21 protein-coding genes are annotated in these 25,260 nt (G+C 61.2%); 14 read left to right on the forward strand and 7 right to left on the reverse strand.

The window, feature by feature from the left end:
- The first annotated feature begins 1 nt into the window (after position 1).
- The 6 genes from trpS (at position 2) to mutL (ending at position 5,936) form a co-directional block, all read left to right on the forward strand.
- Positions 2-1,033, forward strand: a complete 1,032-nt coding sequence (gene trpS / locus HQL98_09095) for a tryptophan--tRNA ligase (GenBank protein MBF0272204.1) — start codon at positions 2-4, stop codon at positions 1,031-1,033.
- A complete protein-coding gene (locus HQL98_09100; protein ID MBF0272205.1) occupies positions 1,030-1,761 on the forward strand; it encodes an rRNA pseudouridine synthase in 732 nt (243 codons plus the stop codon). Before trpS ends, HQL98_09100 begins: the two co-directional genes overlap by 4 nt.
- 48 nt (positions 1,762-1,809) lie before the next feature.
- The gene (locus HQL98_09105) at positions 1,810-2,502 is read left to right on the forward strand and encodes an OmpA family protein (protein ID MBF0272206.1); all 693 of its coding nucleotides are present in this window, start codon (positions 1,810-1,812) and stop codon (positions 2,500-2,502) included.
- Positions 2,502-3,251, forward strand: coding sequence for an endonuclease (locus HQL98_09110; GenBank protein ID MBF0272207.1), 750 nt, complete (start codon positions 2,502-2,504; stop codon positions 3,249-3,251). The genes HQL98_09105 and HQL98_09110 overlap by 1 nt, the downstream gene beginning before the upstream one ends.
- Positions 3,248-3,814, forward strand: coding sequence for a DUF3365 domain-containing protein (locus tag HQL98_09115; GenBank protein ID MBF0272208.1), 567 nt, complete (start codon positions 3,248-3,250; stop codon positions 3,812-3,814). Before HQL98_09110 ends, HQL98_09115 begins: the two co-directional genes overlap by 4 nt.
- A 154-nt stretch (positions 3,815-3,968) precedes the next feature.
- The gene (mutL, locus tag HQL98_09120) at positions 3,969-5,936 is read left to right on the forward strand and encodes a DNA mismatch repair endonuclease MutL (protein ID MBF0272209.1); all 1,968 of its coding nucleotides are present in this window, start codon (positions 3,969-3,971) and stop codon (positions 5,934-5,936) included.
- Between the two features lie 33 nt (positions 5,937-5,969).
- Here mutL and HQL98_09125 read toward each other — a convergent pair whose 3' ends face one another.
- Positions 5,970-8,372, reverse strand: a complete 2,403-nt coding sequence (locus HQL98_09125; protein ID MBF0272210.1) for a response regulator — start codon at positions 8,370-8,372, stop codon at positions 5,970-5,972.
- A gap of 295 nt (positions 8,373-8,667) precedes the next feature.
- Between HQL98_09125 and HQL98_09130 the strand changes: the two genes are divergently transcribed.
- Entirely contained in the window at positions 8,668-10,626 is a 1,959-nt protein-coding gene (locus HQL98_09130) for an ABC-F family ATP-binding cassette domain-containing protein (GenBank protein ID MBF0272211.1), read from the forward strand.
- Positions 10,627-10,675: 49 nt separating this feature from the next.
- Here the strand turns inward: HQL98_09130 and HQL98_09135 are convergent, their stop codons facing one another.
- Entirely contained in the window at positions 10,676-11,509 is an 834-nt protein-coding gene (locus tag HQL98_09135; protein ID MBF0272212.1) for a flagellin FliC, read from the reverse strand.
- Between the two features lie 640 nt (positions 11,510-12,149).
- Between HQL98_09135 and HQL98_09140 the strand changes: the two genes are divergently transcribed.
- Positions 12,150-12,398, forward strand: coding sequence for a hypothetical protein (locus HQL98_09140; GenBank protein ID MBF0272213.1), 249 nt, complete (start codon positions 12,150-12,152; stop codon positions 12,396-12,398).
- A gap of 617 nt (positions 12,399-13,015) precedes the next feature.
- On the forward strand, positions 13,016-13,291 hold the full coding sequence (locus tag HQL98_09145; GenBank protein MBF0272214.1) for a hypothetical protein: 276 nt from the start codon (positions 13,016-13,018) through the stop codon (positions 13,289-13,291).
- Between the two features lie 55 nt (positions 13,292-13,346).
- Here HQL98_09145 and HQL98_09150 read toward each other — a convergent pair whose 3' ends face one another.
- Entirely contained in the window at positions 13,347-14,210 is an 864-nt protein-coding gene (locus tag HQL98_09150) for an NAD(+)/NADH kinase (GenBank protein MBF0272215.1), read from the reverse strand.
- A gap of 169 nt (positions 14,211-14,379) precedes the next feature.
- Between HQL98_09150 and HQL98_09155 the strand changes: the two genes are divergently transcribed.
- The 5 genes from HQL98_09155 (at position 14,380) to HQL98_09175 (ending at position 18,776) form a co-directional block, all read left to right on the forward strand.
- On the forward strand, positions 14,380-15,174 hold the full coding sequence (locus HQL98_09155) for a GTP cyclohydrolase I FolE2 (protein ID MBF0272216.1): 795 nt from the start codon (positions 14,380-14,382) through the stop codon (positions 15,172-15,174).
- Entirely contained in the window at positions 15,171-16,904 is a 1,734-nt protein-coding gene (locus tag HQL98_09160; protein MBF0272217.1) for a proline--tRNA ligase, read from the forward strand. The genes HQL98_09155 and HQL98_09160 overlap by 4 nt, the downstream gene beginning before the upstream one ends.
- 11 nt (positions 16,905-16,915) lie before the next feature.
- Positions 16,916-17,776, forward strand: coding sequence for an NAD-dependent deacetylase (locus tag HQL98_09165; protein ID MBF0272218.1), 861 nt, complete (start codon positions 16,916-16,918; stop codon positions 17,774-17,776).
- A 123-nt stretch (positions 17,777-17,899) separates the two neighbouring features.
- On the forward strand, positions 17,900-18,217 hold the full coding sequence (locus HQL98_09170; protein ID MBF0272219.1) for a hypothetical protein: 318 nt from the start codon (positions 17,900-17,902) through the stop codon (positions 18,215-18,217).
- A gap of 412 nt (positions 18,218-18,629) precedes the next feature.
- On the forward strand, positions 18,630-18,776 hold the full coding sequence (locus HQL98_09175; protein ID MBF0272220.1) for a hypothetical protein: 147 nt from the start codon (positions 18,630-18,632) through the stop codon (positions 18,774-18,776).
- Between the two features lie 72 nt (positions 18,777-18,848).
- Here the strand turns inward: HQL98_09175 and HQL98_09180 are convergent, their stop codons facing one another.
- From HQL98_09180 to HQL98_09195, 4 genes are read right to left on the reverse strand one after another with little or no spacing between them, the layout of a single operon-like run.
- Positions 18,849-20,249: a TolC family protein gene (locus tag HQL98_09180; protein MBF0272221.1), complete on the reverse strand. Its 1,401-nt coding sequence runs from the start codon at positions 20,247-20,249 to the stop codon at positions 18,849-18,851.
- The gene (locus HQL98_09185) at positions 20,242-23,397 is read right to left on the reverse strand and encodes a multidrug efflux RND transporter permease subunit (protein ID MBF0272222.1); all 3,156 of its coding nucleotides are present in this window, start codon (positions 23,395-23,397) and stop codon (positions 20,242-20,244) included. The genes HQL98_09180 and HQL98_09185 overlap by 8 nt, the downstream gene beginning before the upstream one ends.
- A gap of 30 nt (positions 23,398-23,427) precedes the next feature.
- On the reverse strand, positions 23,428-24,624 hold the full coding sequence (locus HQL98_09190; protein ID MBF0272223.1) for an efflux RND transporter periplasmic adaptor subunit: 1,197 nt from the start codon (positions 24,622-24,624) through the stop codon (positions 23,428-23,430).
- A 2-nt stretch (positions 24,625-24,626) separates the two neighbouring features.
- Positions 24,627-25,253, reverse strand: a complete 627-nt coding sequence (locus tag HQL98_09195) for a TetR/AcrR family transcriptional regulator (GenBank protein ID MBF0272224.1) — start codon at positions 25,251-25,253, stop codon at positions 24,627-24,629.
- Positions 25,254-25,260: the final 7 nt, after the last annotated feature.

Genomic DNA, 25,260 nt, shown 5'->3' on the forward strand with positions numbered 1-25,260 from the left:
CATGAATCAACCGATTGTCTTCAGCGGCGCCCAACCCACCGGTCAGTTGACCCTGGGCAACTATCTGGGCGCATTGCGGCAGTGGACCGCCATGCAACACGACCACACCTGCATCTTTTGCGTGGTGGATCTGCACGCCCTGACCGTGCGCCAGGATCCCGCCGCCTTCCGGGAACGGATCCTGGATCTGGCGGCTCTCTATCTGGCCTGCGGCATCGATCCGGGAAGAAGCGTGATCTTCATTCAAAGCCATGTCCCGGCCCATGCGGAGTTGGCTTGGCTGCTGTCCACCTTCACGATGATGGGCGAGTTGGACCGCATGACCCAGTTCAAGGACAAGGCCCGCAGCCATGCCCACAACGTCAACGCGGGACTGTTCACCTATCCGGTGTTGATGGCCGCCGACATCCTGCTGTATGGCACCCACAAGGTGCCGGTGGGCGAAGACCAAAAACAACACCTGGAGCTGTCCCGGGATGTGGCGGTGCGTTTCAACGGATTGCACGGTCCGATTTTCGTGGTGCCGGAACCCCTGGTCACCGGAGGCGGAGCGGCGCGCATCAAGGATCTGCAAGATCCCCTCAAGAAAATGTCCAAAAGCGCCGAAGCGGATCTGGCCAAGGTGATGATCCTGGACGAACCCGACGCCATCTTGAAAAAATTCAAAAAAGCGGTGACCGACGGACTGGGGAGCATCCGCAACGACGAGGCCAACCAACCCGGCGTGGTCAATCTGCTCAACATCTGGCGTGCGGCCCGTGGGGCTTCGATGGAGGAGGCGTTGACCCATTTTTCCCACAATCAATACGGTCGCCTGAAGGTCGAAACCGCCGAAGCGGTCATCGACTTGCTGGATCCGGTGCGCCAGCGTTTCGCGGAGCTGAGATCCGATCCGGCTGAACTCGAAGGGGTGTTGACCCGAGGCGCGGAGCAGGCCATGGAGCGGGCCGAAACCACGATGAAACGGGTGCTGTCCGCTTTGGGACTGCCCTTGAATCCACGCCGTTTCGGACCGACCCAGGGGCGCTCATGAGCGCCATGCGTCTACAAAAATGGCTGGCCGAAGCGGGATTGTGTTCCCGCCGCGAAGGGGAACGCTGGATCGAAGCCGGTCGGGTGAGCGTGAACGGCGTGATCGTCACCCAACAAGGGGTGCAGGTGGGCCCGGACGCGGTGGTGGCGGTGGATGGCCAACCCGTGGAGTTCAAGAAAAGCACGTTGCGGGTGGTGGTGGCCCTCAACAAGCCGGTCGGGGTGATCTGTTCCCGCCACGATCCGGAAGGTCGGCCTTCGGTCTACCCCCTGGTGGAAGGCTCGGGGGCGCGACTGGTGAGCGTGGGACGGCTGGACTACAACTCCGAAGGGTTGCTGTTGTTCACCTCCGACGGGGATCTGGCCAATCGTCTCAGCCATCCCCGCAACGAGGTGCCGCGGATTTACCGGGTACGGGTGCATGGCCGGGTGGGTGACACCCTGCTGGCGAAATTGCGGGCCGGGGTGATGCTGGACGACGGCCCCACCGGACCTTTGGAAGTGGTGCTGGAACGGGTGGTGGGGGCCAACAGTTGGTTGAACATCACCTTGAAAGAGGGACGCAACCGCATCATCCGCCGCATTTTCGCCACCGTGGATATGGATGTGGCCCGGCTGATCCGGATCTCCTACGGCGGCATCGAACTGGGAGAGACCCCCTCGGGAGCTTGGCGCTATTTGGCACGCAGCGAAGTGGCGCGATTGATGAACTGGGTTTTGGTTCGATAATTCACATTTCAGATGGATGGCTTTCCACCGCCATCAGGGAGTATTCCCGTGAATCACATCGTTTCCGGTTGTTTGATGATCCTGTGGATGGTTGTCACGGTTCCGGCGCTGGCGGAAGACATTTGCGCGCCGAAACAAAACGCATCGAATCCCACCCGGGATCTCCCCCCCCAGCCCAAGGAGATCTGCGCCGGTCTGCCCACCGGGGGAACCATCAACGGCATCGTCTGCCCGCCGGATCGGGATGTGGATGGGGTGGCGGATGATCGGGATCGCTGTCCCAACACCCCCAAATGGGTGGCGGTGGATGCCCTGGGATGTCCGCTGGACGAGGATCAAGACCGGGTGCCGGACTACCTGGACCGCTGTCCGGGCACACCCCCGGGGGTGAAGGTGGATGCCAAAGGGTGCTGGATTCTGAAACTCTCCATTCCCTTCGAGGCCGGCAAATCGGAACTCAAACCCACCCCCCATACCCAACTGGATCGGGTGGCCTGTCTGCTGCGTCAGGGATCCGCGAAAATGGAGATTCAGGGCCATACGGACCATCTGGCCAGCGAGTCGGTCTATCCGGGATTGGACAAACGCCGAGCCCAGGCGGTGGCGAATTATCTGATCTATCGGGGCGTGAAGCCCGAATCCCTGATCGTGCTGGGTTTCGGCGCCACCAAACCGGCGGTCAACCCCAAGAACGCGGCGGCTCAGACCAAAAACAACCGGGTGGAACTCCATCCCCGCTGATGGTAAAAGAAAAGCATCCCGGCGCGGTGCGAAGATTGTTCGACACCCTGCTGCACGCCTACGGTCCCCGCCACTGGTGGCCGGCGCGTACCGTGCCGGAGATGATGGTGGGAGCGATGCTGGTGCAAAACACCACCTGGACCGGCGCGTCTCAGGCGGTGGCGCGGCTGGAAGAGGCGGGACTGCTGGACTCCTGGTCCAAACTGCTGCAAACCCCGGATGAAACCCTCGGGGCGTTGATCCGTCCGGCGGGTTATTTCCGGGTCAAGACCCGGCGGCTCAAGGCGCTGGCCGGGTTCATGGCCGGATTCGACCACGATCACACCCGCCTGTTCCAACAGGAGACCCCCCCGTTGCGGGCCGCCTTGCTGGGGGTGCATGGCGTGGGCAAGGAGACCGCCGACTCGATTCTGTGTTACGCGGCCCAACGCCCGATCTTCGTGGTGGACGCCTACACCCGCCGCATTTTCAGCCGTCTGGGCTGGTGTGACGACCAGGCGGGATACGACGACCTGCAACGACTCGTCATGTCCGCCCTGCCCCCGGATCCCCACATCCTGGGAGAGATGCACGCCCTGCTGGTGGAACACGCCAAAACCTACTGCCGCGCCCAACCCCGGTGCGCGGGGTGCCCGGTGGGTCCATGCCTCACTATCGGCCTCCACAACACCCCTGCAACCAGCGAAGAGACACACACGATGCGCCCCTGCTCCACCACCCACCCAACCCGTCAAAGGAATCTCGCATGAAAAGAACCTGGATTGCCGCCACGCTGTTGATCGCCCCGTTGGCCGTTCCCCTGGCCGTAGCCGACGAGGCCGCGCTGCTGGATGAGGCCCGCAAGGTGGCCATGACCTTGCCACCCAAGCTGCTGGCCACCTTGCAAGAAGAGATCGGCAAATCCGGGTTTGCCGGGTCGATTCCGGTTTGCAAAGAGATGGCGCCCAAAGTCGCGGGGGAGGTCTCCAAACAGACCGGCTGGAAAATCAAACGGGTGAGCCTGAAAACCCGCAACGAATCCCGTGCGATTCCGGACGAGTGGGAAAAAGCGGCTCTGGTGGAGTTCGACCAACGCGCCGCCGCCGGAGAATCCCCGGCCAAGCTGGAAAAAGGGGCGCAGATCGGCTCGGAGTACCGCTACGTCAAGGCCCTTCCGGTGCAGGCGGTGTGCCTGGGATGTCACGGTCAGCCCGATCAACTCACGCCCGAAGTCAAAGCGGCCTTGAGCCAGCACTATCCCAACGACAAGGCCACCGGCTACTCCGAAGGACAAATCCGGGGTGCCATCAGTGTCCGCAAGGCGCTGCCATAGGCATCTTAGTGGGCAATCTGCCCGGGGCAGGCGGTTTCCCCCATGCCACACAGGGGAAACCGCCACAATCCCCAACCCTGCGGACGCAACCCGGAACCCGCCCGCCATGGATCCCATCCCTTCCCCCTTTCAACCGCTTTTCATGAATAAAGCCATGGCATTGATCCCATCTCCCAAACAGACCCCTCCCCGCCTGATCCGCCGTCTTCCCGAAGTACTGGCCAATCAGATCGCCGCCGGGGAGGTGGTGGAACGTCCCGCGTCGGTGGTCAAGGAGTTGGTGGAAAACAGTCTGGACGCCGGAGCCACCCGCATCGAAGTGCGCATCGAGGCGGGGGGGAAACGGTTGATCCAGGTGGTTGACAACGGTTGCGGCATGGTGGCCGAACAGGCCCGCTTGAGCCTGGAACGGCACGCCACCTCCAAAATCGCCACCGAGGCGGATCTGTTCGCCATTCGCACGTTGGGATTTCGCGGCGAGGCGTTGGCGGCCATCGCGTCGGTATCTCATCTGGAGATGGAAAGCCGGGTGGCCGAAGAGGTGGATGGGGTACGTCTGCGGTTGACCGGTGGCGCCGACTGGCAGGAAAGCCGCGTCGTGACCGCTCCCGGCACCCGCATCACCATTCGTCATCTGTTTTTCAACACCCCGGCACGCCTGAAATTCATGCGCGCGGAACGCACCGAGAACGGTCACGTCACGGATCTGATGCAACGACTGGCCCTGGCCCGTCCCGATGTGGGCTTCAAACTACTGGTCAACGGCAGCGAAACCCTGGATCTGCGCGCCGGCGATGAGTCGCGCCATCTCGAAGCCCGACTGAACGCCCTGCTGGGTCGGGATTTCGTCGAAAACTGCGTACAATTCGATGGCCAGCACGATCAGGCCACCCTGACCGGCTGGTTGGGACTGCCCGCGCTGCACCGCTCCAACGCCAACTCCATTCATCTGTTCGTCAACGGACGCTGGGTGCGGGACAAGCTCATCACCCACGCGGTGCGGGAGTCCTATCGGGATCTGCTGCCCAAGGAGAGCTATCCGGCCATCGCCTTGTTTCTGGATCTGCCCCCGGACGAATTGGATGTCAACGTCCACCCCACCAAGGAGGAGGTGCGCTTCAACCAACGGGATTTCATCCACTCTTTGGTGCGCAACACCCTGGGCAACGCCCTGGACTCCATGGGCGCACGCACGGTCCGGGCCGCGCTTCCCTTCGCGCCACCCTCCGGACCCACTCCCCCGGCCTGGATGAGCGATGATGTCCCACCCGACAGCGTGCGCCTGCCCGAGGCGGTCTCCCAGCCGGTCCACTGGGAACGCTCCGCCCCCCTGCCCCGCACCCCATCAACCCCCTATCCGACCAACAGCGGTTATCGGCGTCCCGGCGGATCGACCCCGGCAGCTTTCACCGGCGTGCGGGAAGGATCGGCCTGGCCGTCGTCCTCCGCTCTGGCTCTGGATCCTCTTCAGACCCCCGCATCCCCCCTGCCGCCCCTCCACGACGACAATGACGCACCCATCTCCATTCCCCAACCCGCTCCGGTCTGTCTGGGGGAGGCGGTGGGACAACTGCACGGCACCTACATCCTGGCCCAGACTCCGGGTGGCATGGTGCTGGTGGATCAACACGCGGCCCATGAACGCATTGTCTACGAGGCATTGAAAAAGGCGATATTGCAGCAGAATCTGCCCCGTCAAATGCTGCTGGTGCCCGAGGTGGTGAGCTTCGCGCCCGGGGAGGCCCGGCTGGTGACGGCCCATCTGGAGGCGATGGAAAGTCTGGGGGTGGGGGTGGAGCCTTTCGGTGGCAACGATTTCGCGGTGCGTGAACTGCCGGCCATGATCGCCCACGTCCCGGCCCGCGCCCTGGTGCTGGATCTGGCCACGGAGTTGGAGCGTTACGGCTCCAGCGAAGCGTTGACCGCCCGTCTGGAACCCCTGCTGGCCACCATGGCCTGTCATGGCTCGGTGCGGGCCAACCGCCACTTAAGCCTGGACGAGATGAACGCCTTGTTGCGTCAGATCGAATCCACCCTGCACGCGGGCCTGTGTGGTCACGGTCGCCCCACCTATGTGGAACTCGACCTCAAGGATCTGGAAAAGCTCTTCGGCAGACGCTGAAAACCGGGGGGCATGATCCTTTCAAAGCCCGGATCATTTCGCCGTCTCTTTCATGCCCGCGGACCAATCCTTTTCCGCTTCGCGCACGATCCCCGGAATCCGTTTCGAGTTCCTGGAAAAAACCGCCTCCCGGATGCGAGTCAACACCCCTTCGCAAGGGGAGTCATACGCATGGCACAAAGCGGTCAACGAGTCGCACAGGCCGATGATCCGACCCGATTCATACAAGGGCATGGCGGCGATCTCGACGATGCCGGCGCGCACCTGTTCGGCCAGTTCGTCAGGCAGGAAAGGCCGTTTCCCCCCCATGGCAGCCGGGGCGGCCTGCCCCTGATGGTGGGCCAGATGATTGGCCAGCAGCGGAATCAACCGGGCCAGATCCACCGGCTTGGTGAGAAAATCGTCCACTCCCGCCTCCCTGGCCTCCCGTTCCCGCTCCACGAAAGCGTCCGCGGACAGCCCGATCACCGGAATGGCGGCGGTTTCGGGATGTTTGCGCAACAACCGGGTGGCGGTCAATCCATCCATGACCGGCATGTGCAGATCCATCAGAATAATGTCGGGCCGGGTGGCTTTGGCCATCTCCACCCCCTGGCGTCCGTCTTCGGCCACCAGGGCGGTCAAGCCCACCTCGTCGAACACCGCCAACAGCATCTCCCGGTTCATGGCGTTGTCTTCGACCAGCAGCAGACGCGCCTGGGGATCGAAGCGCATATTCCGCCAGCTGCAACCATCGTCGGTACTGGCCGGCAAAGCCGCCTCCTCCAGGGGCAGACGCACCCGGAAGGTGGATCCCTCCCCCTCCCGGCTGTCCACCGAGACACTCCCTTCCAGAATGCCGGTCAGACTGCGCACAATCGACAGACCCAATCCGGTCCCCCCATGGCGGCGGGTGGTGGAGCCGTCGGCCTGCTCGAAAGGCTCAAAAATGGCGTTGAGACGATCCCGGGGAATGCCGATGCCCTGATCCTCCACCACGAACATCATGAATCCCCCATCCCGGGCAGCCCGGATGGAGACCTCCTTGCCCCTGGGGGTGAACTTGATGGCGTTGGCCACCAGATTCATCAGGATCTGATTGATGCGGGTCCGGTCCGAGTGGACCTGTCTGGGCAGTTCCGGATCGATGGCGTAATGCAGCAAAACCCCTTTTTCCGCCGCCCGGTCCTTGGAGACCTGATACAGGCTTTGCACCAGCAAGGTGATGTCGATGTCCTCTTTGTCGAGTTCGACCTTGCCCGCCTCGATCTTGGCCAGATCCAGGACATTGCTGATGATTTCGGTGAGATTGTCGCCGCTGACCCGGATGTTTTCCAGGTAGCGCATGAAACGGGGGGAGATCTGGCTTTGATGTTTGAGCAAAATCCGGGAAAACCCGACGATGGCGTTCAGCGGGGTACGAATTTCATGGCTGATGTTGGCCAAAAAGGCGGTCTTGGCCCGATTGGCGCTTTCCGCATCCTCCTTGGCCTGACGCAGATCCGCCTCCACCCGTTTGCGCTCGATGAGACCCGCCAAGGTGTTGGCCACCGCTTCCAGGAAGGCCTCTTCTTCCGGCGCCCGCACATGCCCCACCCCCAGATACAGATTGTACACCCCCAACACCACCCCCCGGGAGATGATCGGCACGCAATAGTGGCCATGAGGCTGCATGCCCGGATAACGCACCTCGTGATCCGGGCCGACCCGATCCGCGAAGATGAGCCTGCCCTGCTGCGCCGACCGACCACACAGACAATAACCCGGTTCCACCACCGCGCAATGGGACAACAACCCCTCGGAAAGCCCCTTTTGCGCCAGCAGGATCAACCGACCGGTGGGGGGCTCCGCCAGAAAAATCGCCCCCCGGGCCTGCACCGCCAGCCACGGGATGTTGAGTATGATTTCCAGGGCCTTGTGAAGCTGTTCTTCCAGGGAGAGGGCTTCCAGAGCGGTTTGCAGCAGGGTATTGATGGCCAGACGGGATTGGGCGGTGCGTTCGTGGCGTTGCATCTGACGACGCAACGCCTCCACTTCAGCCAGAAGATCCCGATGGTGTGGTTCCGGCTCGGGGGCAGCCCCGTGGTGGCCCTTGGACCTGCCACCCTTGCTGCGGGATTGGGGAGCGTTCCCGACGGCAGCAAGGGTATGATTTTCCAGGTCGGTGCGAATCACCACCCCGACAAACCGGTCGCCTTCATGGACGGGCAACACCGGACGTTGATTTTGGGTCATCCGTTCCAGGACCGCCTCCACCTCCTCCCCCGGATGGACCGGTGGTCCCGCCGCCAAGCCGCGCCCAGCCTTCACGTCCGCGGTGGTCAGGATGCCGGCGAATCCCTCCTGCCGGAATACCACCACGAAACCGTGTTCCGACATCTCCTTGGCCGCAACGAGCCGCTCGGCAGCGGATCGGACCATGGGATACCGTTGCCGTATCCATCGATCGATTTTCATCCCCCATTCCCCCCCCGGAACGACTCACCCTTGCATCCGCGCCTCAAGGCATGCCAAAAAGAGTCTGGCACACGCACGCCTTGTCGGAAACGATCTTGACTGGACTTTTATGAAGATCGAGCAGTGTAGCTTCGCTGTGGTAGAGAGGATTCAAGCATCCCATAAATGATATAACCTGTACAGAACAAAAAAATGAATCCGCAACTTTTGTCCAACAGGGACCGGACTGGTGTTGACACTTGATAAAATAAGCAAAAACCTTGGAGGGAAACGTCTTTTGGACCAGGCGGAACTGATGATTCATCCCGGTGAACGGGTGGGTCTGATCGGTGCCAACGGTTCGGGAAAGACCACGCTGTTGCGCATGATTCTGGGGGAGGTGGACAGCGACGCAGGTGCGATTTTATTGCGGGGCGGGGCCAGGGCCGGACTGCTGCGCCAGGAGATTCGCGACAGCGGACAGACCCTGATGGCCGAAACCCTGGCCGGCGACGCGGAACTGACCGCCTTGCGCCAGGAACGGACGGCCATCGAAACCCGTCTGCTGTCCAACGTGCCCGACCCTCATCACGACGCCCAGGTGGCCCGCATGGGGGAAATCGATCTGCGTCTGACCACCATCAACGCCTATTCCGCGGAAGGACGGGCCGCGACCATTCTCACGGGACTGGGTTTCGCCTCCGACGACCTGGAACGGCCCTTGAGCACCTTTTCGGGGGGATGGCGCATGCGCTCCCAGTTGGCCCGACTGCTCTTTTCCCAACCCGATCTGCTGTTGCTGGACGAACCCACCAACCATCTGGATCTGGAGTCCGCCGCCTGGCTGGAGGGCCATTTGAAGAAAAACGCCGGTGCCCAGGCGTTGATCATCGTCTCCCACGACCGATCCTTTCTCAACCGCACCACCAACGTCACGGTGGAGCTGGAAAACGGACGGCTCACCCGCTACTCCGGGCCGTTCGACGCCTGGCTGGAACAAAAAGCCGCCAATCTGCAAAGCCAGGAAAAAACCGCGGCGGTCCTGAGTCGCAAGCGGGAGGAACTGGAGTGTTTCATCCGCCGGTTTCGCGCCAAGGCCACCAAGGCCAAACAGGTGCAAAGCCGGGTCAAGGCCCTGGAACGGATGGAACCGGTTCCCCAATCCGCCCCATCGGGTCGCCCCCCCCGGATCCGTTTTCCCACGCCACCCACCTGCGCCCAGGAGGTGATCAAGACCAAACGCCTCTCCAAAAGCTACGAGGGCAAAACCATCCTTTCCGAGGTCAACCTGGAACTCAAAAGGGGTCAGAAAACCGGACTGGTGGGCATCAACGGCGCGGGCAAAAGCACCTTGCTGAAACTGATCGCCGGGGATCTGCAACCCGACTCCGGCAGTGTGGCCATCGGCGAACGGGTACGGGTGGCCCGTTTTGCCCAACACGCCCTGGAGACCCTGCAACCCGGTCAAACCGTGCTGGAATCCGCCGCCTCGGCGGCTCCGGAACATTTTGGCGACACCGCGTTGCGGGCGCTTCTGGGGGGATTGCTTTTTACCGGAGAGGCGGTGAAAACCCGGGTGGCGGATCTGTCTGGAGGCGAACGGGTCCGGTTGGCCCTGGCCCATCTGTTTCTTTCCGGGGCCAACCTGCTATTGCTGGACGAACCGGCCAACCATCTGGACATGGCGGCCCGCGCCGCCCTGGAAGAGGCGTTGAGCGACTATCCGGGGGCCGTGATCCTGGTCACCCACGACCGGGATCTGATGGAAGCCAGTTGTGATGGTCTCTGGGTGGTGGCCAACAAAAATGTGGTGTCCTGGGAAGGCACCCTGGAAAGTTATCTGGAGCAGGCGGTGCGGGAGGACTCCTCCGGCCCCACCCCTTCGCCCTCCACAGCCACCCCGACCACCTCCCCATCCCCCCGGGATCCCAAAGAGATCCGACGTCTCACGGCCCAGATCCGGGACCGGTTGCGCCAGGAGACCCAACAAACCCGCCAGCGACTCAATCGGGTGGAACACTCCATTTCCACCCTGGAAGCGGAACGGGAGCAGTTGCAAGCCATCCTGGCCGCACCCGACGCCTATGCCAGCGACTCCCGGGACACCCTGAAAACCAACGTGGCCCGCCTGGGTCAACTGGAAAGCAAACTGCACGCCGCCATGACCCAATGGGAAGAGCTTTCCCTGACCATCGAGGCCCAAGAAAACGAAGCCGAAGAGGCTTTGGCCCGCGTCCGCGCCCAGGATCCCCTCGCCGTTCCCTCTGCCGATTGAATCCATCCGTGCCGGAGCCGCCTGCCCCGGCACGGATGCGACGCTCCCCTTATCGTTCCAGAAGTTTCAATAACATTTGTGGTTGCAGATTGGCCTGCGCCAGAACCGAAATGCCTGCCTGCTGGATAATGGAGTTCTGAGCCATATAGGTGGTTTCCATGGCCACATCGGTATCCATGATGCCGGAACGGGCGGTGGTATAAGCGTCGGCGGTGGCGGTCGAGGTGTTGTAGATCGACTCGAACCGTCTCTGGATGCCGCTCAGTTGCGCGCGGATGGTATTGACCGCATCCAAGGCGCTGTCGGCGATGTCGATGGTGTGGCTGGCGGATGCGGCGGTGCTGACATTCACCGATACGCCATTGGTGCCCATGGCCAATCCCGCCAGACTGGCGGTGGCGATGGTGATCGTGATGACCTCACCGGCATTGGGTCCAATCTGGAACGACTTGTTGGTAAAGTCGCCATCCAGCAGGGTCATGTTGTTGTATTCGGTCGCGGTGGCGATTCTTTGGATCTCGGAGAGCAACTCGGAAACGGTCAGTTGCAACGCCTCCCGGTCGGAACTCGACCGACTGTCGCTGCGGGCTTCCACGGCGATGTCCCGGATGCTCTGGATGGCATTGGTGGTCTCTTCCAAAGCGGTGTAGGCCAGATCGGTCACCGACACCCCCTCATTGGCATTCTGTTTGACCACGTTCAAACTGCGGATCTGGGTCATCATCCGGGTGGCCACAGCCAATCCCCCAACATCGTCCTTGGCCGAATTGATTTTCAACCCGCTGGACAATCTCTGAATGTTCTGACTCAACGCACTGCTGGAGGACTGCACGCTACGGGCGGCCAGCAACGCGGCGATATTGGTATTGATGGAAATGGTCATGACACAAGACTCCCATGAAAGCTGATACGACATAATAGATCAAAGATGCGCACGGGGCGAGTTGATTTCTTCAGACCACTCCCACCCCGGTCCCGTTCCTGTTGCCATCATCATCGACACAGAACAAGACGATCTTAAGTAAAAAATGCACATCTTCGACAATTTTATCAGAAGAAATCAACTTGACAGGGTTGATTTCTTCCAGGTTGGTTGATTTTTTCAGTATAATGCATAGTATTTCTTTTCTCTCAAGTCCAAATCAGGTTCAACCGATAATACCGATAAGGTTTAATTTTTACCTTGTTTTGTAAAAAAATATTTTCTTCATTTTCAACAAATTAACACCGCAACAACCGCCCACCTCCCCCCGCCAGATTCGGCAACCGGCCCACACCACCCCACAACGCCCCCATCGCAGCCCATGCGAAGAAAATTTCATCCCAGGATGATTTTCAACTCATCTCAAAGGAACAAGCCGCCGATAAGATCGATAAGGTGTCATTTGATTCAAGCCCGCCATAGACTGCCAACGCCCCACATCGCGGATGGTCTGCTTCTTGCTTATCTTCGTTCAACGGTGCCCCCCGCACCACCCGAATCTTTTAACACAGGCCATGAACCATCCGCCTCGGAGCCTCCAATGAGACAACGCATCCATGAGACCATGAGCAAAATCGAACAACTGGGATTGACCGAAAACGAATTCAAACGGATTCTGGGCCGCCTGAGCGACACGGAACTGGCGTTGCTGGAACAGATGGCCGCCCTGCATCGACTGGCGGAATCCGAACTGCGCCGCCTACTGGCCATTGTGGACAAGGTCTACGTGCAACTCACAGAGTGCTGCAAGCCCGAGGCTCTCAGAGCCATGGCCACACACACCCGATAAGGCCATCCTCGGATCCGCCATACAAAACGGCCCGTTTTCCCTGTCGCGACACACTGGTCACACGACAAGAAAAACGGGCCGCTCTCCTGACCAAGCCCCCACCTGATGGACCACCCGGCCACCCCGTGAGCGTGGGAAACCCCGATCGGAACCCCTGCTGGTCCAGGCCTCGCATCCCTACCAGGACATGCGGAGGCCGATCATGTACTTGTTGTTTTTATCCGGTTCGCTCTGGGGAGTACAGGACCGGGCCGCGGATCGATCCTCGGAATCGATCCATCCGGTCAGCGCAACCCCCTCTTGCAACTTCAAGGATGAAGACACTTCGCTGCGGGATCCAATCGCGGGTTCGGGAGGTGTGGAAACATTTGCCCCTTTGGCGTCGGAACGCTGCGTCAACTCCCCGAGAGAAGGGAAAAAACGGGACTCCCCCCAGGTCCACGAGGAGAAGAAAAAACCGATCACTCCAACGCCAACCCCAAGACAAGTCACGATTTTCATGGTGTTTCGCCCCTGCCGAAGCGATGCCAAAGGAGATGTCAAACAGACCAATATCCAGGCCCAATCAATAACCGTGCCATGACAAAAAAGATCATTCTTGCAATATGGCATACAAAATGCATAATTATTCCATTATGACTACCCTCTTCGACATCCTCTCCACCGCAACGCGGCCCGTGGAGCCGATAGGGAACCCCTCGCCCATTCCGCCGACCCGTACCCCGTCGGCAGGACGGATCCAGGCCCATGGCACCGAATGTCGGGTGGAGCCGTTTGTCACCCTGCTGGGGAAAGCCAACGAACAACCCCTCCGTTCAACCCGCCTGTCAAAACGACGGGCCTCGGAACGGGGATCGGAGCAGCCTCGGAACGGACCTTCCAACGGGTCGTAGTGGGTCTCAACCCGTCATCCGACGGACCGGGAACATCCAGCCAGTCCGGCAAGCCCTACTCCCCCCACCGCAATTTTTCCCGCAACACCGTATAATGATTGCGATCCGGCGCATGCATCACCCGCAACGTGTGGCTGGAACGACGCACCAGGATCTGATCGCCGTCGGTCAAGGGAAAACCCGCCTGACCATCCAGGGTCAACAGACGGTCCACCCCATTGGCGGTCACGGTGATCCGCACGGTACCGGTTCCCGGCACCACGATGGGGCGGTTGGTCAGGGTGTGGGGGCAGATCGGCACCAGCAGAATGGCGTTCAAGGCCGGATGCACGATAGGGCCTCCCGCCGACAAGGCATAGGCCGTGGAACCGGTGGGAGTCGCGACGATCAGGCCATCGGCCCGGCTGGAAAAAACGAATTGATCGTCCATGGCCACGTCGAACTCCATCATGCGGGCCAACTCCCCCTTGTGGACCACCACATCGTTGAGAACCCGACAGATCAACGGAATCCTGCCGTCACGCACCACCTGCACCGACAGACGCATCCGTTCTTCGATGCGATACTCTCCGGCCAACACCCGCTCCATGGCCGCCAACATGCTATCCCGGGAGGTATCGGTGAGAAATCCCAGCCGTCCCATGTTGACCCCCATCAATGGCACATCCACCTCTTCCACGGCTCTGGCCGCCGCGATGAACGTGCCATCTCCGCCGATCACCACCACCAGATCCTGTCCTTCCGGAAGACGCTCTTGTGACCGTCGTGCGGCGCACCCCTCTGGTATCGACGCTGCCGAGGCGATTTCATTCACCACGGTCACGGTGCGTTCCCGTTCCACCAGCCATTCGGCAAGCAGTCGGGTGGCCTCCAGGGCACGAGGCTCGGATCGTTTGGTGATGATGCCAATATGTCGCATGTCCATTGCATTGTGGCGAGAAGATTAAGGTTGAACCCAGGACAGCCCCAATCCGGTTCCCAACTCTTGCTCAGGCCCGGAGGTTCGTCTTACACTGATAATTTACGCCGTTATCACCCCAGGCAAAAGAGCCGGAGTGGGGCCATGGTTCACTTGAACGGAGTCGTGAATGGAACCTTTACTGGATGTGCAGTCACAACCCGATGATCGACGTTTGGATATCGATCAGGTGGGTGTCAAAGGGATCCGTTATCCCATCGTGGTCAAGGATCGCAGCCGGGGCAAACAACGCACGGTGGCATCGATCAATATGTATGTCAATCTCCCGCACCACTTCAAGGGCACCCACATGTCCCGTTTCCTGGAGGTGCTGGCCGAACACGATGAAGCCATCTCCGTGGACAGCCTGCCGGATTTGCTGCAAAAGGTACGGAAGCGGTTGACCGCCGAAGAGGCCCACATCGAACTGGAATTTCCCTATTTCCTGCGCAAGTCCGCCCCGGTATCGGGAGCGGCGGCGTTGATGGACTACCGGGTACGCTTCGTCGGCACCATGCAGGGAGAAAACTACCAGATGATCCTGGAAGTGATGGTTCCGGTGACCACCCTGTGCCCCTGCTCGAAAGAAATCTCGGAACGCGGCGCCCACAATCAACGTTCCCACGTGACGGTGCGGGTACGTTTCAACCGCTTCGTCTGGGTCGAAGAGATCATCGAACGGGTGGAAGCCAACGCCTCTTGTCAGCTTTATCCGGTACTCAAACGACCGGACGAGAAATATGTCACCGAAATGGCCTACGACAACCCCCGCTTCGTCGAGGACATGGTGCGTTCGGTGGCCGCAGACTTGGAAAACGATCCCCGCATCTCCTGGTTTTCGGTGGCGGCGGAGAATTTTGAATCCATTCACAACCATTCGGCCTATGCCTTCATTCAAAGCGGCCCGGAGAGCGACTCACCATGAGATTCAGCGTCAGTTTGATTCCCACCCTCAAAGAAGCCCCGGTGGAGGCCCATACCGCCTCCCATCGCCTGATGTTGCGCGCCGGTCTGATCCGTCCGTTGGGTTCCGGGATCTACACCTGGTTGCCGTTAGGACTGAAATCTCTGCGCAAGGTCGAAGGCATCGTCCGGGAAGAGATGGATGCCGCCGGCGCCCAGGAGGTGCTCATGCCCGCGGTCCAGCCCGCGGAACTGTGGCGGGAATCGGGACGCTGGGATTTCTATGGCAAGGAACTGTTGCGCCTGATCGACCGCCACGAACGGGAGTTCTGTTTCGGCCCCACCCACGAAGAGGTGATCACCGATCTGGCCCGGCGCGAACTCAAATCCTATCGGCAACTGCCGATCAATTTCTATCAGATCCAGACCAAGTTCCGCGACGAGATCCGTCCCCGTTTCGGCATCATGCGGGGTCGGGAGTTCCTGATGAAGGACGCCTACTCCTTCGACATGGACGCCGCCGGACTGGAAGTCACCTATCGGGGCATGTACGAAACCTATGGACGAATCTTCCGGCGTTGCGGCCTGCGCTTCCGCCCCGTGGAAGCGGATACCGGCAGCATCGGCGGTTCCGCCTCCCATGAATTCCATGTCCTGGCCTCCTCGGGAGAAGATGTCATCGCCTCCTGCTCCCACTGCGACTACGCCGCCAACCTGGAAAAAGCCGCCAGTGGACCCCTGACGGCTCAGACGACCACGCCCGATCCCCAACCCCTGCTCCAGGTGGCCACTCCGGGCAAAAAGACCATCCAGGATGTCAGCGCCTTCTTGCAGGTGGGCATCGAACGACTGGTCAAGACCCTGGTGGTGGAAGGGGATGGTCAACCTTATCTGTTGCTGGTGCGCGGCGACCACGAACTCAACCCCATCAAGGCCGCCGCCGCTCTGGGGGTGCATCAACTGGGGGTGCCGGAACCGGGACGCATCGCCGAATTGACCGGAGGTCTGCCGGTGGGATTCCTCGGGCCGGTGGGTACCGCCCTGCCGGTGCTGGCCGACAGCGCCCTGGAAGGCTCCAACGCTTTCATCTGCGGCGCCAACATCCTGGATCACCACCTCACCGGCGTCACCTGGGATCGGGATCTGCCCCGTCCCCGTTTCGCGGATCTGCGCAACGTAGTCCCGAACGATCCCTGCCCCCGCTGCACCGCAGGACGGCTCGCCCTGGACCGGGGCATCGAGGTAGGACATGTCTTCAAACTCGGGGAGAAATACTCCAAGGCCCTGGGTGTGGCGGTGCTGGATCAGGAAGGCAAGGAGCGCACCCCGATCATGGGATGTTACGGCATCGGGGTATCCCGCATCGTGGCCGCGGCCATCGAGCAAAACCACGACGACAACGGCATCATCTGGCCCGTGGCCCTGGCCCCCTTTGAAGTGGAGATCCTGCTGGCCAACCCCAACGATCCCCTGGCCAAAGAGACCGCCGAAACCCTCTATGCCGACCTGCGCGCCAAGGGAATCGGAGTGCTGCTCGATGACCGGGATGAACGGCTCGGCATCAAGTTCAAGGATGCCGACCTGCTGGGCTGTCCCCTGCGGGTGGTGGCGGGTGGCCGCGCCCTGAAAGAGGGCAAGGTGGAAATCCAGGTGCGCAAGGGAGGAGATCCCATTCAGGCCCCGGTCGGCGAAGCCGTGGCCACCATGATCGCCCGCTTGCACGCCCTGCTCGCCGAAGAGTCCCAAGGCTGAAGTCCCGACCCATGCCCCCTTCATCCCCCCCTGCCGTGATCCAGGCCGCGGATGCGATCCGCGCGGCGGACGCCCTGCTGGTCACGGCGGGGGCCGGGATGGGGGTGGATTCGGGACTGCCGGACTTCCGGGGACAAAACGGATTCTGGCGGGCCTATCCGGCCATTGCCAAACTGGGTCTCTCCTTCCCCCAGATGGCCAATCCCGCCTGGTTCCACCGGGATCCCCGGCTGGCCTGGGCCTTTTATGGCCATCGGCTGGAACTGTACCGACGCATTCCCCCCCATGCGGGCTTTTCCCAACTGCTGGCACTCACACAAGACAAACCGGCAGGCGGATTTGTCCTCACCTCCAACGTGGATGGCCATTTCCAGCGGACCGGATGGAATCCCGATCGGGTTGTCGAATGCCATGGTTCGATCCATCACCTGCAATGTACCCATCCCTGCTCCGAAAAAATCTGGAGCGCGGAACAGACCGCAGTCTCCGTCGATCCGAAAACCTTTCGCGCCGTGGGCGCTCTGCCCACCTGTCCCGACTGCGGCGCCCTGGCCCGTCCCAACATCTTGATGTTTTCCGACGGCCACTGGCTGGAACAACGCAGCGCCCTTCAGGAAACACGGCTCAACCACTGGCTGTCCGGGCTGCGAGCCTCCCGCGCACAACTGACCATCATCGAAATCGGTGCCGGTCACGCAGTCCCCACCATCCGCCACAGCTCCGAATCCCTCGCCAACCGCCACGCCGCCACCCTGATCCGCATCAATCCACAAGACCACACGGTTCCAGGCACCCCCCACGTGGCCTTGGCCATGGGAGGCGCCGAAGGGATCGCAGCCATCTGGCGTCAAGTCTCCGACCCCACCGGATGATGATTCCGGTCCTCAATTTGCACCAACTTATTTGCAAAACCAATCATCCTGATCTATCATTGAATCAGTTGGTTATCATACACACCACGAATGGAAAAACAATCCCTGGAGGGGGTAAGGAAAATGGCCAAGGAACCGAAACGACACGGCATGCTGTGCAAGAATGAACACGACACCTTGCTTGCCATCAAGGTTTCACTCCTGACCCAGGTTTCGGGCGAATCAAAATTCAGCCACAACGTGTTCTGGATTTTCGACAATCTCCCCAATATGCACCATCACGAATTCAAGCCCAAAAAATGCGAAAAATGCAAAGGCAAGGATTGTGAGGCCTTCAAAAAATTGAAAGAGATCAAAAAACTGGTCGCCGACCCATCCACGGTCAACCAGGGCATCGACAAACTGACCGAAATCTACCGGATCCCCGCCCAACCGGAGTGAGACGGAAGAAAAATACGATACCACCCTGAAGGATCTGTTTGAACAACCCCCGCAAACGCTTCTGCAGATTCTGATTGGACGCCGGGCTGTCGCATTGCTTCCCGTGGAGTTCGCGTCAACCCAAAAAAGAATTCCCGATCTGGTATTCCGGCTGGATGACGGCTCGATTCTTCACCTGGAATTGCAAAGTTCCTCCGAACTCATGGACTGGCGAATGCTGATGTCCTACGCCCAAAATCAAAGCCGATGCTCTGACCAAGTTGATCCTTTTGTCCAGACTGCGGAGGCTGAAGAAATGTCACTGACATTCAATGTGATGGAAAACGACGTGCTGCGACCGTTGTTCATGAAGGCGTAACTGGACAGCCGGCAGGAAGGCCGGCAGAAAGGTCGGCAGGAAGAAGCCGCGTCCATGATTCTCAAACAGATGTATCGCAAATTCGGCTCCACCCCAGACTGGGTGACCGAAACGGTAAAGTCTGCCAGCCTGGAGCAGATCGAGGTGTGGAGCGACAACTTCGTCTTTGCCAATTCGGCGGATGAGGTGTTCGCCTCTTAAAGACCGGGGCCGCCACTGGCCTCAATGATCTTGCCCCCTCAATGTGAGGGGATTCAGGAACGTTGGTCCCGGTTATGACACCCCACCCCCCAACGCCTTGAAGAACTGAATCTGATTGATCAACAACCGCGCCCGGGCCATGCACAACTGCTGTTCGTTGGCGTGCAACTCCTGCTGGGCATCCAGAAGGGACTGGCGGCTGTCCAGACCGGCGCGATAACGCTTGTCGATCAACACCACCCGTCCTTTCTGGGCGTCGCGGGTGGCGGTGAGCGCCTTCAGACGCTCCTCCAGCACGCCACGGGAGGTCAAAGCGTCCGCCACTTCCCGGAAGGATTGTTGCACCACTTTTTCGTATTCGGCCAACAAGGCCTTGCGTTCCGCCTCGGCAGCGGCCAGTTCGTTCTGGCGGCGGGAAAAATCGAAAATCGGCAGATCGATCCGGGGCACGAAACTCCAGGCCATGGAACCGGATCCGAACAGGCCGCCCAAGGCCTGACTGGCGCTGCCCACCGAGGTGGTCAACAAAATGCGGGGCCAGAAGGCGGCGCGGGCGGCGTCGATGTTGGCGTTGGCCCCCAGCAGACGCTGTTCGGCGGCGCGCACGTCGGGACGCAAGGTCAATACCCGATCCGGCAACGCCAGACGCATCCGTCCCATCAAATCCAACTCCGCCAGGGTCGGCCAGGTCCAGGAGGGATCGGGTTCGGTTCCGGTCAACAGCCGCAGCGCGTTGAAGGCCAAAGATTCCTGACGGCGGGACTCGGCCAGATCGGCCCTCATCCCTTCCAGCACCATGGCGGCGCGCAAATCGGTCTGGGCCTGGGTCACACCCGCCCCCACCCGCTTCCGGGCCAAATCCCGGGACTCCTGCTGAATCGACAACGCGGCCTGAGCCAAAACGCTCCGCTCCACCATCTCCCGCCAACTGATGTAGGTCTCCACCACCTGGGAGATCAACACCACCCGCACCGCATAGGCGGCCTCACTGCTGGCCAGATAATTGGCCCGGGCCGACTCCTCCAGACTCGCCAGTCTGCCCCGCAAGTCCAGCTCGAAGGCGGGCAACGACAGCCCCATATCCTCCCGATGGGAGATCGCCGCCTGACCGGTGGAGGAGAGATCCGCCGGGGTGCGGGAGGCCTGATGACCGCCATCGGCTTGCAAAGTGGGCAGACCGGCGGATCCCGCCAGACCCAGCAGGGCCGCCGCCTTTTCCATGCGGGCCGCCGCCGCCCGGAGATCCCGGTTGTTTTCCAACGAAGCATCGATCATCCGTCGCAGCAGGGGATGGGTGTAAAATTCCCGCCAGGGTACCGGGTGGGGTTCGATGGTTGCGCTTCCGGCCTGCGCCGCCGACTCTCCCGGCCATTGTCCGGGAATGCCGGGAGCGGGTTTGGACAGCTCAGCATTCAAAGAGCAGCCGACCAGCCAGGGCAACACCACCATCCAGGTCAAACGACGATCAAACATGACGACTCTCCTCGCGGGACTCTGCGACCACGGCCTGGACCGAGGGGGATTCCGGAAACAGACGACGGATGACCACAAACAACACCGGGATGAAAAACAGTCCCAGCACCGTGGCCGACAACATGCCCCCCATCACCCCGGTGCCGATGGCGCGCCGACTGGCCGCTCCGGCGCCGGTGGACACAGCCAAGGGCATCACCCCGAGAATGAAGGCCGCCGAAGTCATGACAATGGGCCGAAACCGCATGCGACACGCCTCCAGGGTGGCATCGATCAGGGAGGTTTTGCCATCGGCGGCGAGAGTACGGGCGAACTCCACGATCAAAATGGCATTTTTCGCCGACAGTCCGATGATGGCCACCAAACCCACCTTGAAATAGACATCGTTGGGCATGCCGATGGACAACACCGCCAGCACCGCGCCGAACAGACCCACCGGCACGATCAACATCACCGCAAACGGAATGGACCAGCTTTCGTAAAGCGCCGCCAGACACAGAAACACCACCAGCAGCGACAATCCGAACAGCATGGGCACCTGGGCGCCGGACAAGGACTCCTCGAAAGAGGTGGCGGACCACTCGAAACCAAAGCCCGGCGGGAGTTGTTGGGTCAAGCGTTCCATGGCGGCCATGGCCTCACCCGTGCTGCGACCGGGTGCGGGATTGCCCGAAAGCTTCATGGCGGGCATGCCGTTGTAGCGGTCCAGCTTGGGAGAACCGGTGATCCACTCGGTATCGATAAACTCCGACAAAGGAATCAGCTTGCCGGCCCGATTGCGCACCCGCACCGACAGAATCTCCTCCTTCTGGGCGCGAGAGGCGGCATTGGCCTGCATCTGCACCCGCAGGATGCGGCCATCCTTGGTGAAGTCGTTGATGTAGGCCGAACCCAGGGTGACCTGAAGGGTTTCGTTGAGTTCGGAGGGATCGATCCCCAGGGCGTTGGCCTTGGGATGATCCACGGTCAACAGCAATTGGGGGCCGGCCTCCAGGCCTTCGGGTCGGACCCCGGCCAGGGTGGCATCCTGGGAGGCCATGCCGATCAACTGGTTGCGGGCATCGAGCAGACGATCCCGACCCAGACCGGCCCGATCCTGCAACCGCAGGTCAAACCCGCCGACCGCGGCCAATTCGGGGATGGGGGGCACGTTGATGGCAAAAATCAGTGCCTGCTTGATACGGAACAGGGCCATGTTGGCCTGCATGACCAGCGATGTAGCTCCCAACTCCGGGGTGACCCGCTCATCCCAACTCTTCAAACGCACAAAGGCAATGGCGGCGTTCTGGCCGCGTCCGAAAAAGCTGAAGCCCGCCACACCCACCACTTTGGCCACACCCGGTTGTTGCAGATAGTGTTTCTCCACTTCGGAGAGCACCTCCAGGGTGCGTTCCTGGGTGGCGCCGGGGGGCAATTGCATGATGGTGACGAAATAGCCCTGGTCCTCCTCGGGCAAAAAGCCGTTGGGCAACTTCACGAACAGCCAACCGGCCACCCCGGCCACGGCCAGATACAGCACGATGAAAAAAAATGGACGACGCAGAATGAATCCCACCGACCCCCGATAACCCACCGTGGAACGGGCGAACAGACGGGTGAAAAGGGCGATGGGTCCCCAACCCAGCGCCGACGTTCCCCCCTCGCCATGCACACTTTTGAGCAGGGTGGCGCACAGGGCCGGGGTCAAAGTCAGGGCCATAAGCACCGAAAAGAGCATGGTCAAAACCAGCGTCACGGCAAACTGACGATAGATGGCCCCCACGCTGCCGCTGAAGAAGGCCATGGGGATGAACACGGCGCACAGCACCAGCGTGATGCCGATGATGGCCCCGAAGATCTGGGTCATGGCCTTCTGGGTGGCCTCGCGGGGGGGCAGATGGTCTTCGGACATGACCCGTTCGACGTTTTCCACCACCACGATGGCATCATCCACCACGATGCCGATGGAAAGCACCATGGCAAACAGGGTCAGCACATTGATGGAGTAGCCCAGCAGATAAATCCCCACCAGGGCGCCGGTCAAAGCCACCGGCACCACGATGGCGGGAATGAAGGTGGCCCGCAGATTGCCCAAAAAGATGTACATCACGAAAAAGACCAGCACCATGGCCTCGCCCAGGGTGACCAGCACCTCATGGATGGAAATCTTGATGAAGGTGGAGGTGTCATAGGGGATATCCCACGCGGTGCCGGCGGGAAAGAATTTCGCCAACTCCGCCATGCGGGTCCGCACCCGGTCGGCGGTTTCCAGGGCATTGGCCCCCGGCGCCACCTTGATGCCCACCGCGGCGGTGGGTTGACCGTTGAGCCGTGCCCGGATGGTGTACTCCTGGGCACCCCACTCCACTTTGGCCACATCTTTCAAGCGCACGGTGGCGCCATTGGGATCGGAGCGCAAAATGATGTCGCCGAACTCCTCGGCGCTGGACAAACGGGTACGCACCAGAATCGGGGCATTGATCTCCTGACCCGGCAGGGCGGGCAGTTGACCCAACTCGCCGGTGACCAGTTGGGTATTGCGGGCACGTACCGCCCGCAAAGCCTCGCCGGGGGAGATGCCGAACTCGGTCAGCCGCACCGGATCCAGCCAGATGCGCATGGCGTATTCGGTACCGAACAGCATGGCCTCACCCACCCCTTGCACCCGACGCAGATGCTCCAGCACCGAAGCCGCCGTGTAACTGCCCAGGGCGATGTGGTCCTGGCTTTGATCCGGGGAGAAGATGGTGATGAACATCAGGAAGTTGCGCCGGGACTTGGCCACCGTGACCCCCTGACGGCGCACCTCTTCGGGCAGACGGGCCTCGACCCGCTTGATGCGGTTTTGCGCCTCCACCGAGGCGATATCCAGGTTGGTCCCGGTCTCGAAGGTCAAAGTCAGGGTCATGGCTCCCTGGGAGTCGCTGGAAGACTCCATATAGAGCAGACGTTCCAGGCCATTCATCTCCTGTTCGATCAGGGCGGTGACGGTATCCTCCACCACCTGGGCCGAAGCGCCCGGATAGACGGCGCTGACGGTGATGGCGGGGGGGGCCACATCCGGATATTGGGCCACCGGCAATTTGTTGAACGAAAGCCCGCCGGCAAGCAGAATCACCAGGGCGATCACCCAGGCGAAAATCGGTCGATCAATGAAGAATCTCGGCAACATGGCACGATTCCAAGGGTGCAGGAGAGATCAGGAGGCGGATTTGGGAGCCGTCGAGCCACTGGCGCCGGGGGCCGCCGCCGGGGTTTCGGCATCCTTGGGGGTGACCACGGATCCCGGACGCACCTTCTGCGCGCCGTTGCCGATCACCTTTTCCCCCTCTTTCAGCCCTTCCAGCACGATCCAGTCCTGACCGGAAAAGCCGCCGGTCTTGATGGGACGGGGCACCACCTTGTTGTTTTCGTCCACCATCAACACGATCTGTCCCTGGGGCGAGGTCTGCACCGTGCGTTGCGGAATGGTGACCCCCTCGGAGGTGACCATGGCCAGACGCACCCGCACGAACTGTCCCGGCAACAAGATCCGGTCCGGATTGGGAAATTCGGCGCGCAACGCCACGGAACCGGTCTGGGGATCTACAGCCATGTCGGTGAACTGCAATTTGCCCGGCAAGGTATATTCCACGTCGTCTTCCAGGATCAGATGGACTTCGACCTCCTCGATGGGCTTGGCTCCCCCCTGACGAATGGAACGGCGCATGCGGAACAGATCCGGTCCCGACTGGGTGAAGTTGACCCAGATGGGATCGAGTTGTTCCACCGTGGTCAAATGGGTGGCTTCGCCCTTGCCCACCAACGCCCCTTCGGTAACCCGGGTGCGGCCCACCCGACCGGCGATGGGGGCGGCAATGGAGGCGTATTCGAGATCAATGCGGGCGCGGGTCAACTCCGCCTCGGCGGCGAGGGTTTCGGCTCCGCTCTTTTTGAGTTGGGCTTCGGCCTGATCATACTCTTGACGGCTGACCGCATCGCTTTCCACCAGACCTTTCAGACGATCCGCGGTCTGTTTGGCCAACAGGCGTTCCGCCCCGGCTCGATCCAGCGCGGCGCGAGCCGACTTGACCCGTGCCTCCAGGGCGCGGGCATCCAGCCGATACAAGGGCGCCCCGGCACTCACCTCGCTGCCTTCGGAGAACAAACGTTGCTCGACGATCCCTTCCACCCGGGCGCGAATCTCGGCGGTGCGGACCGCCTGCAACCGTCCCGGCACCTCCTGGCGCAGCGACAGGGTCTTGCGGACCGCCGCCACCCGTTCCACCTCCATGGGAGGTGGCGCCTTGGCCTCCGGGGCCTTGGCCGGTCCAGCCGGAGTCTCTCCCCGTTCGCAACCCGCCAGAACCAAAACCACAGGCACAACGATCCAAGCAACCCATCCTCGAACGTTCATGATCACTCCTCGCCAACAGGGATCCCGGATCCGTCATCCGGGGCAAAGGCACGCAAGAAACTCTCCACAATTTCCACCACCCGCCGACGTTCCGCCTCGGCGGAACGCTCCGGACGCCCCAGCAACCGCAACACCTGCTCGACGCCCAGCACCATGGAAAGCAGCATCTCCGCGGCGAAATCCGGTTCCACGACCCGGATGGTCCCCTTGGCCATGGCCGACTCCATCACCTGGGTCAGTTGAGTCAAGGTGTTGCCCGGTCCGGAGTGAAACACAATCCCGGCCAACTCCGGCCTGCGTCCCGTCTCGGCGACCATCAGGCGATACAATCCCAACCCCTCGTCCGCCAACAGGGTCTTGCGAATGTTCAAACCGAACTGGATCAGGTATTCGCGAAAATCCGTGTCATCTTCCCGCAACGAGAAAAGAAACCCTTCCCCCGTGGCCCGGATCATCTCGGCATAGAGCCGATCCTTGCTCTCGAAATGGTTGTAGAGGGTCTGACGGGCCATGCCCATTTCGCAGGCCAACTGCTCCATGCTGGCCCCCATACCCCGCTCCAGAAAGACCCGACGGGCCACCTGAAGCATCTCCGCGCGACGTGCGGCCTGTGGTGACGATTCTGACATTGTGTAA

It is taken from the genome of Magnetococcales bacterium, assembly GCA_015231755.1.
Taxonomy (GTDB): Bacteria; Pseudomonadota; Magnetococcia; order Magnetococcales; family Magnetaquicoccaceae; genus Magnetaquiglobus.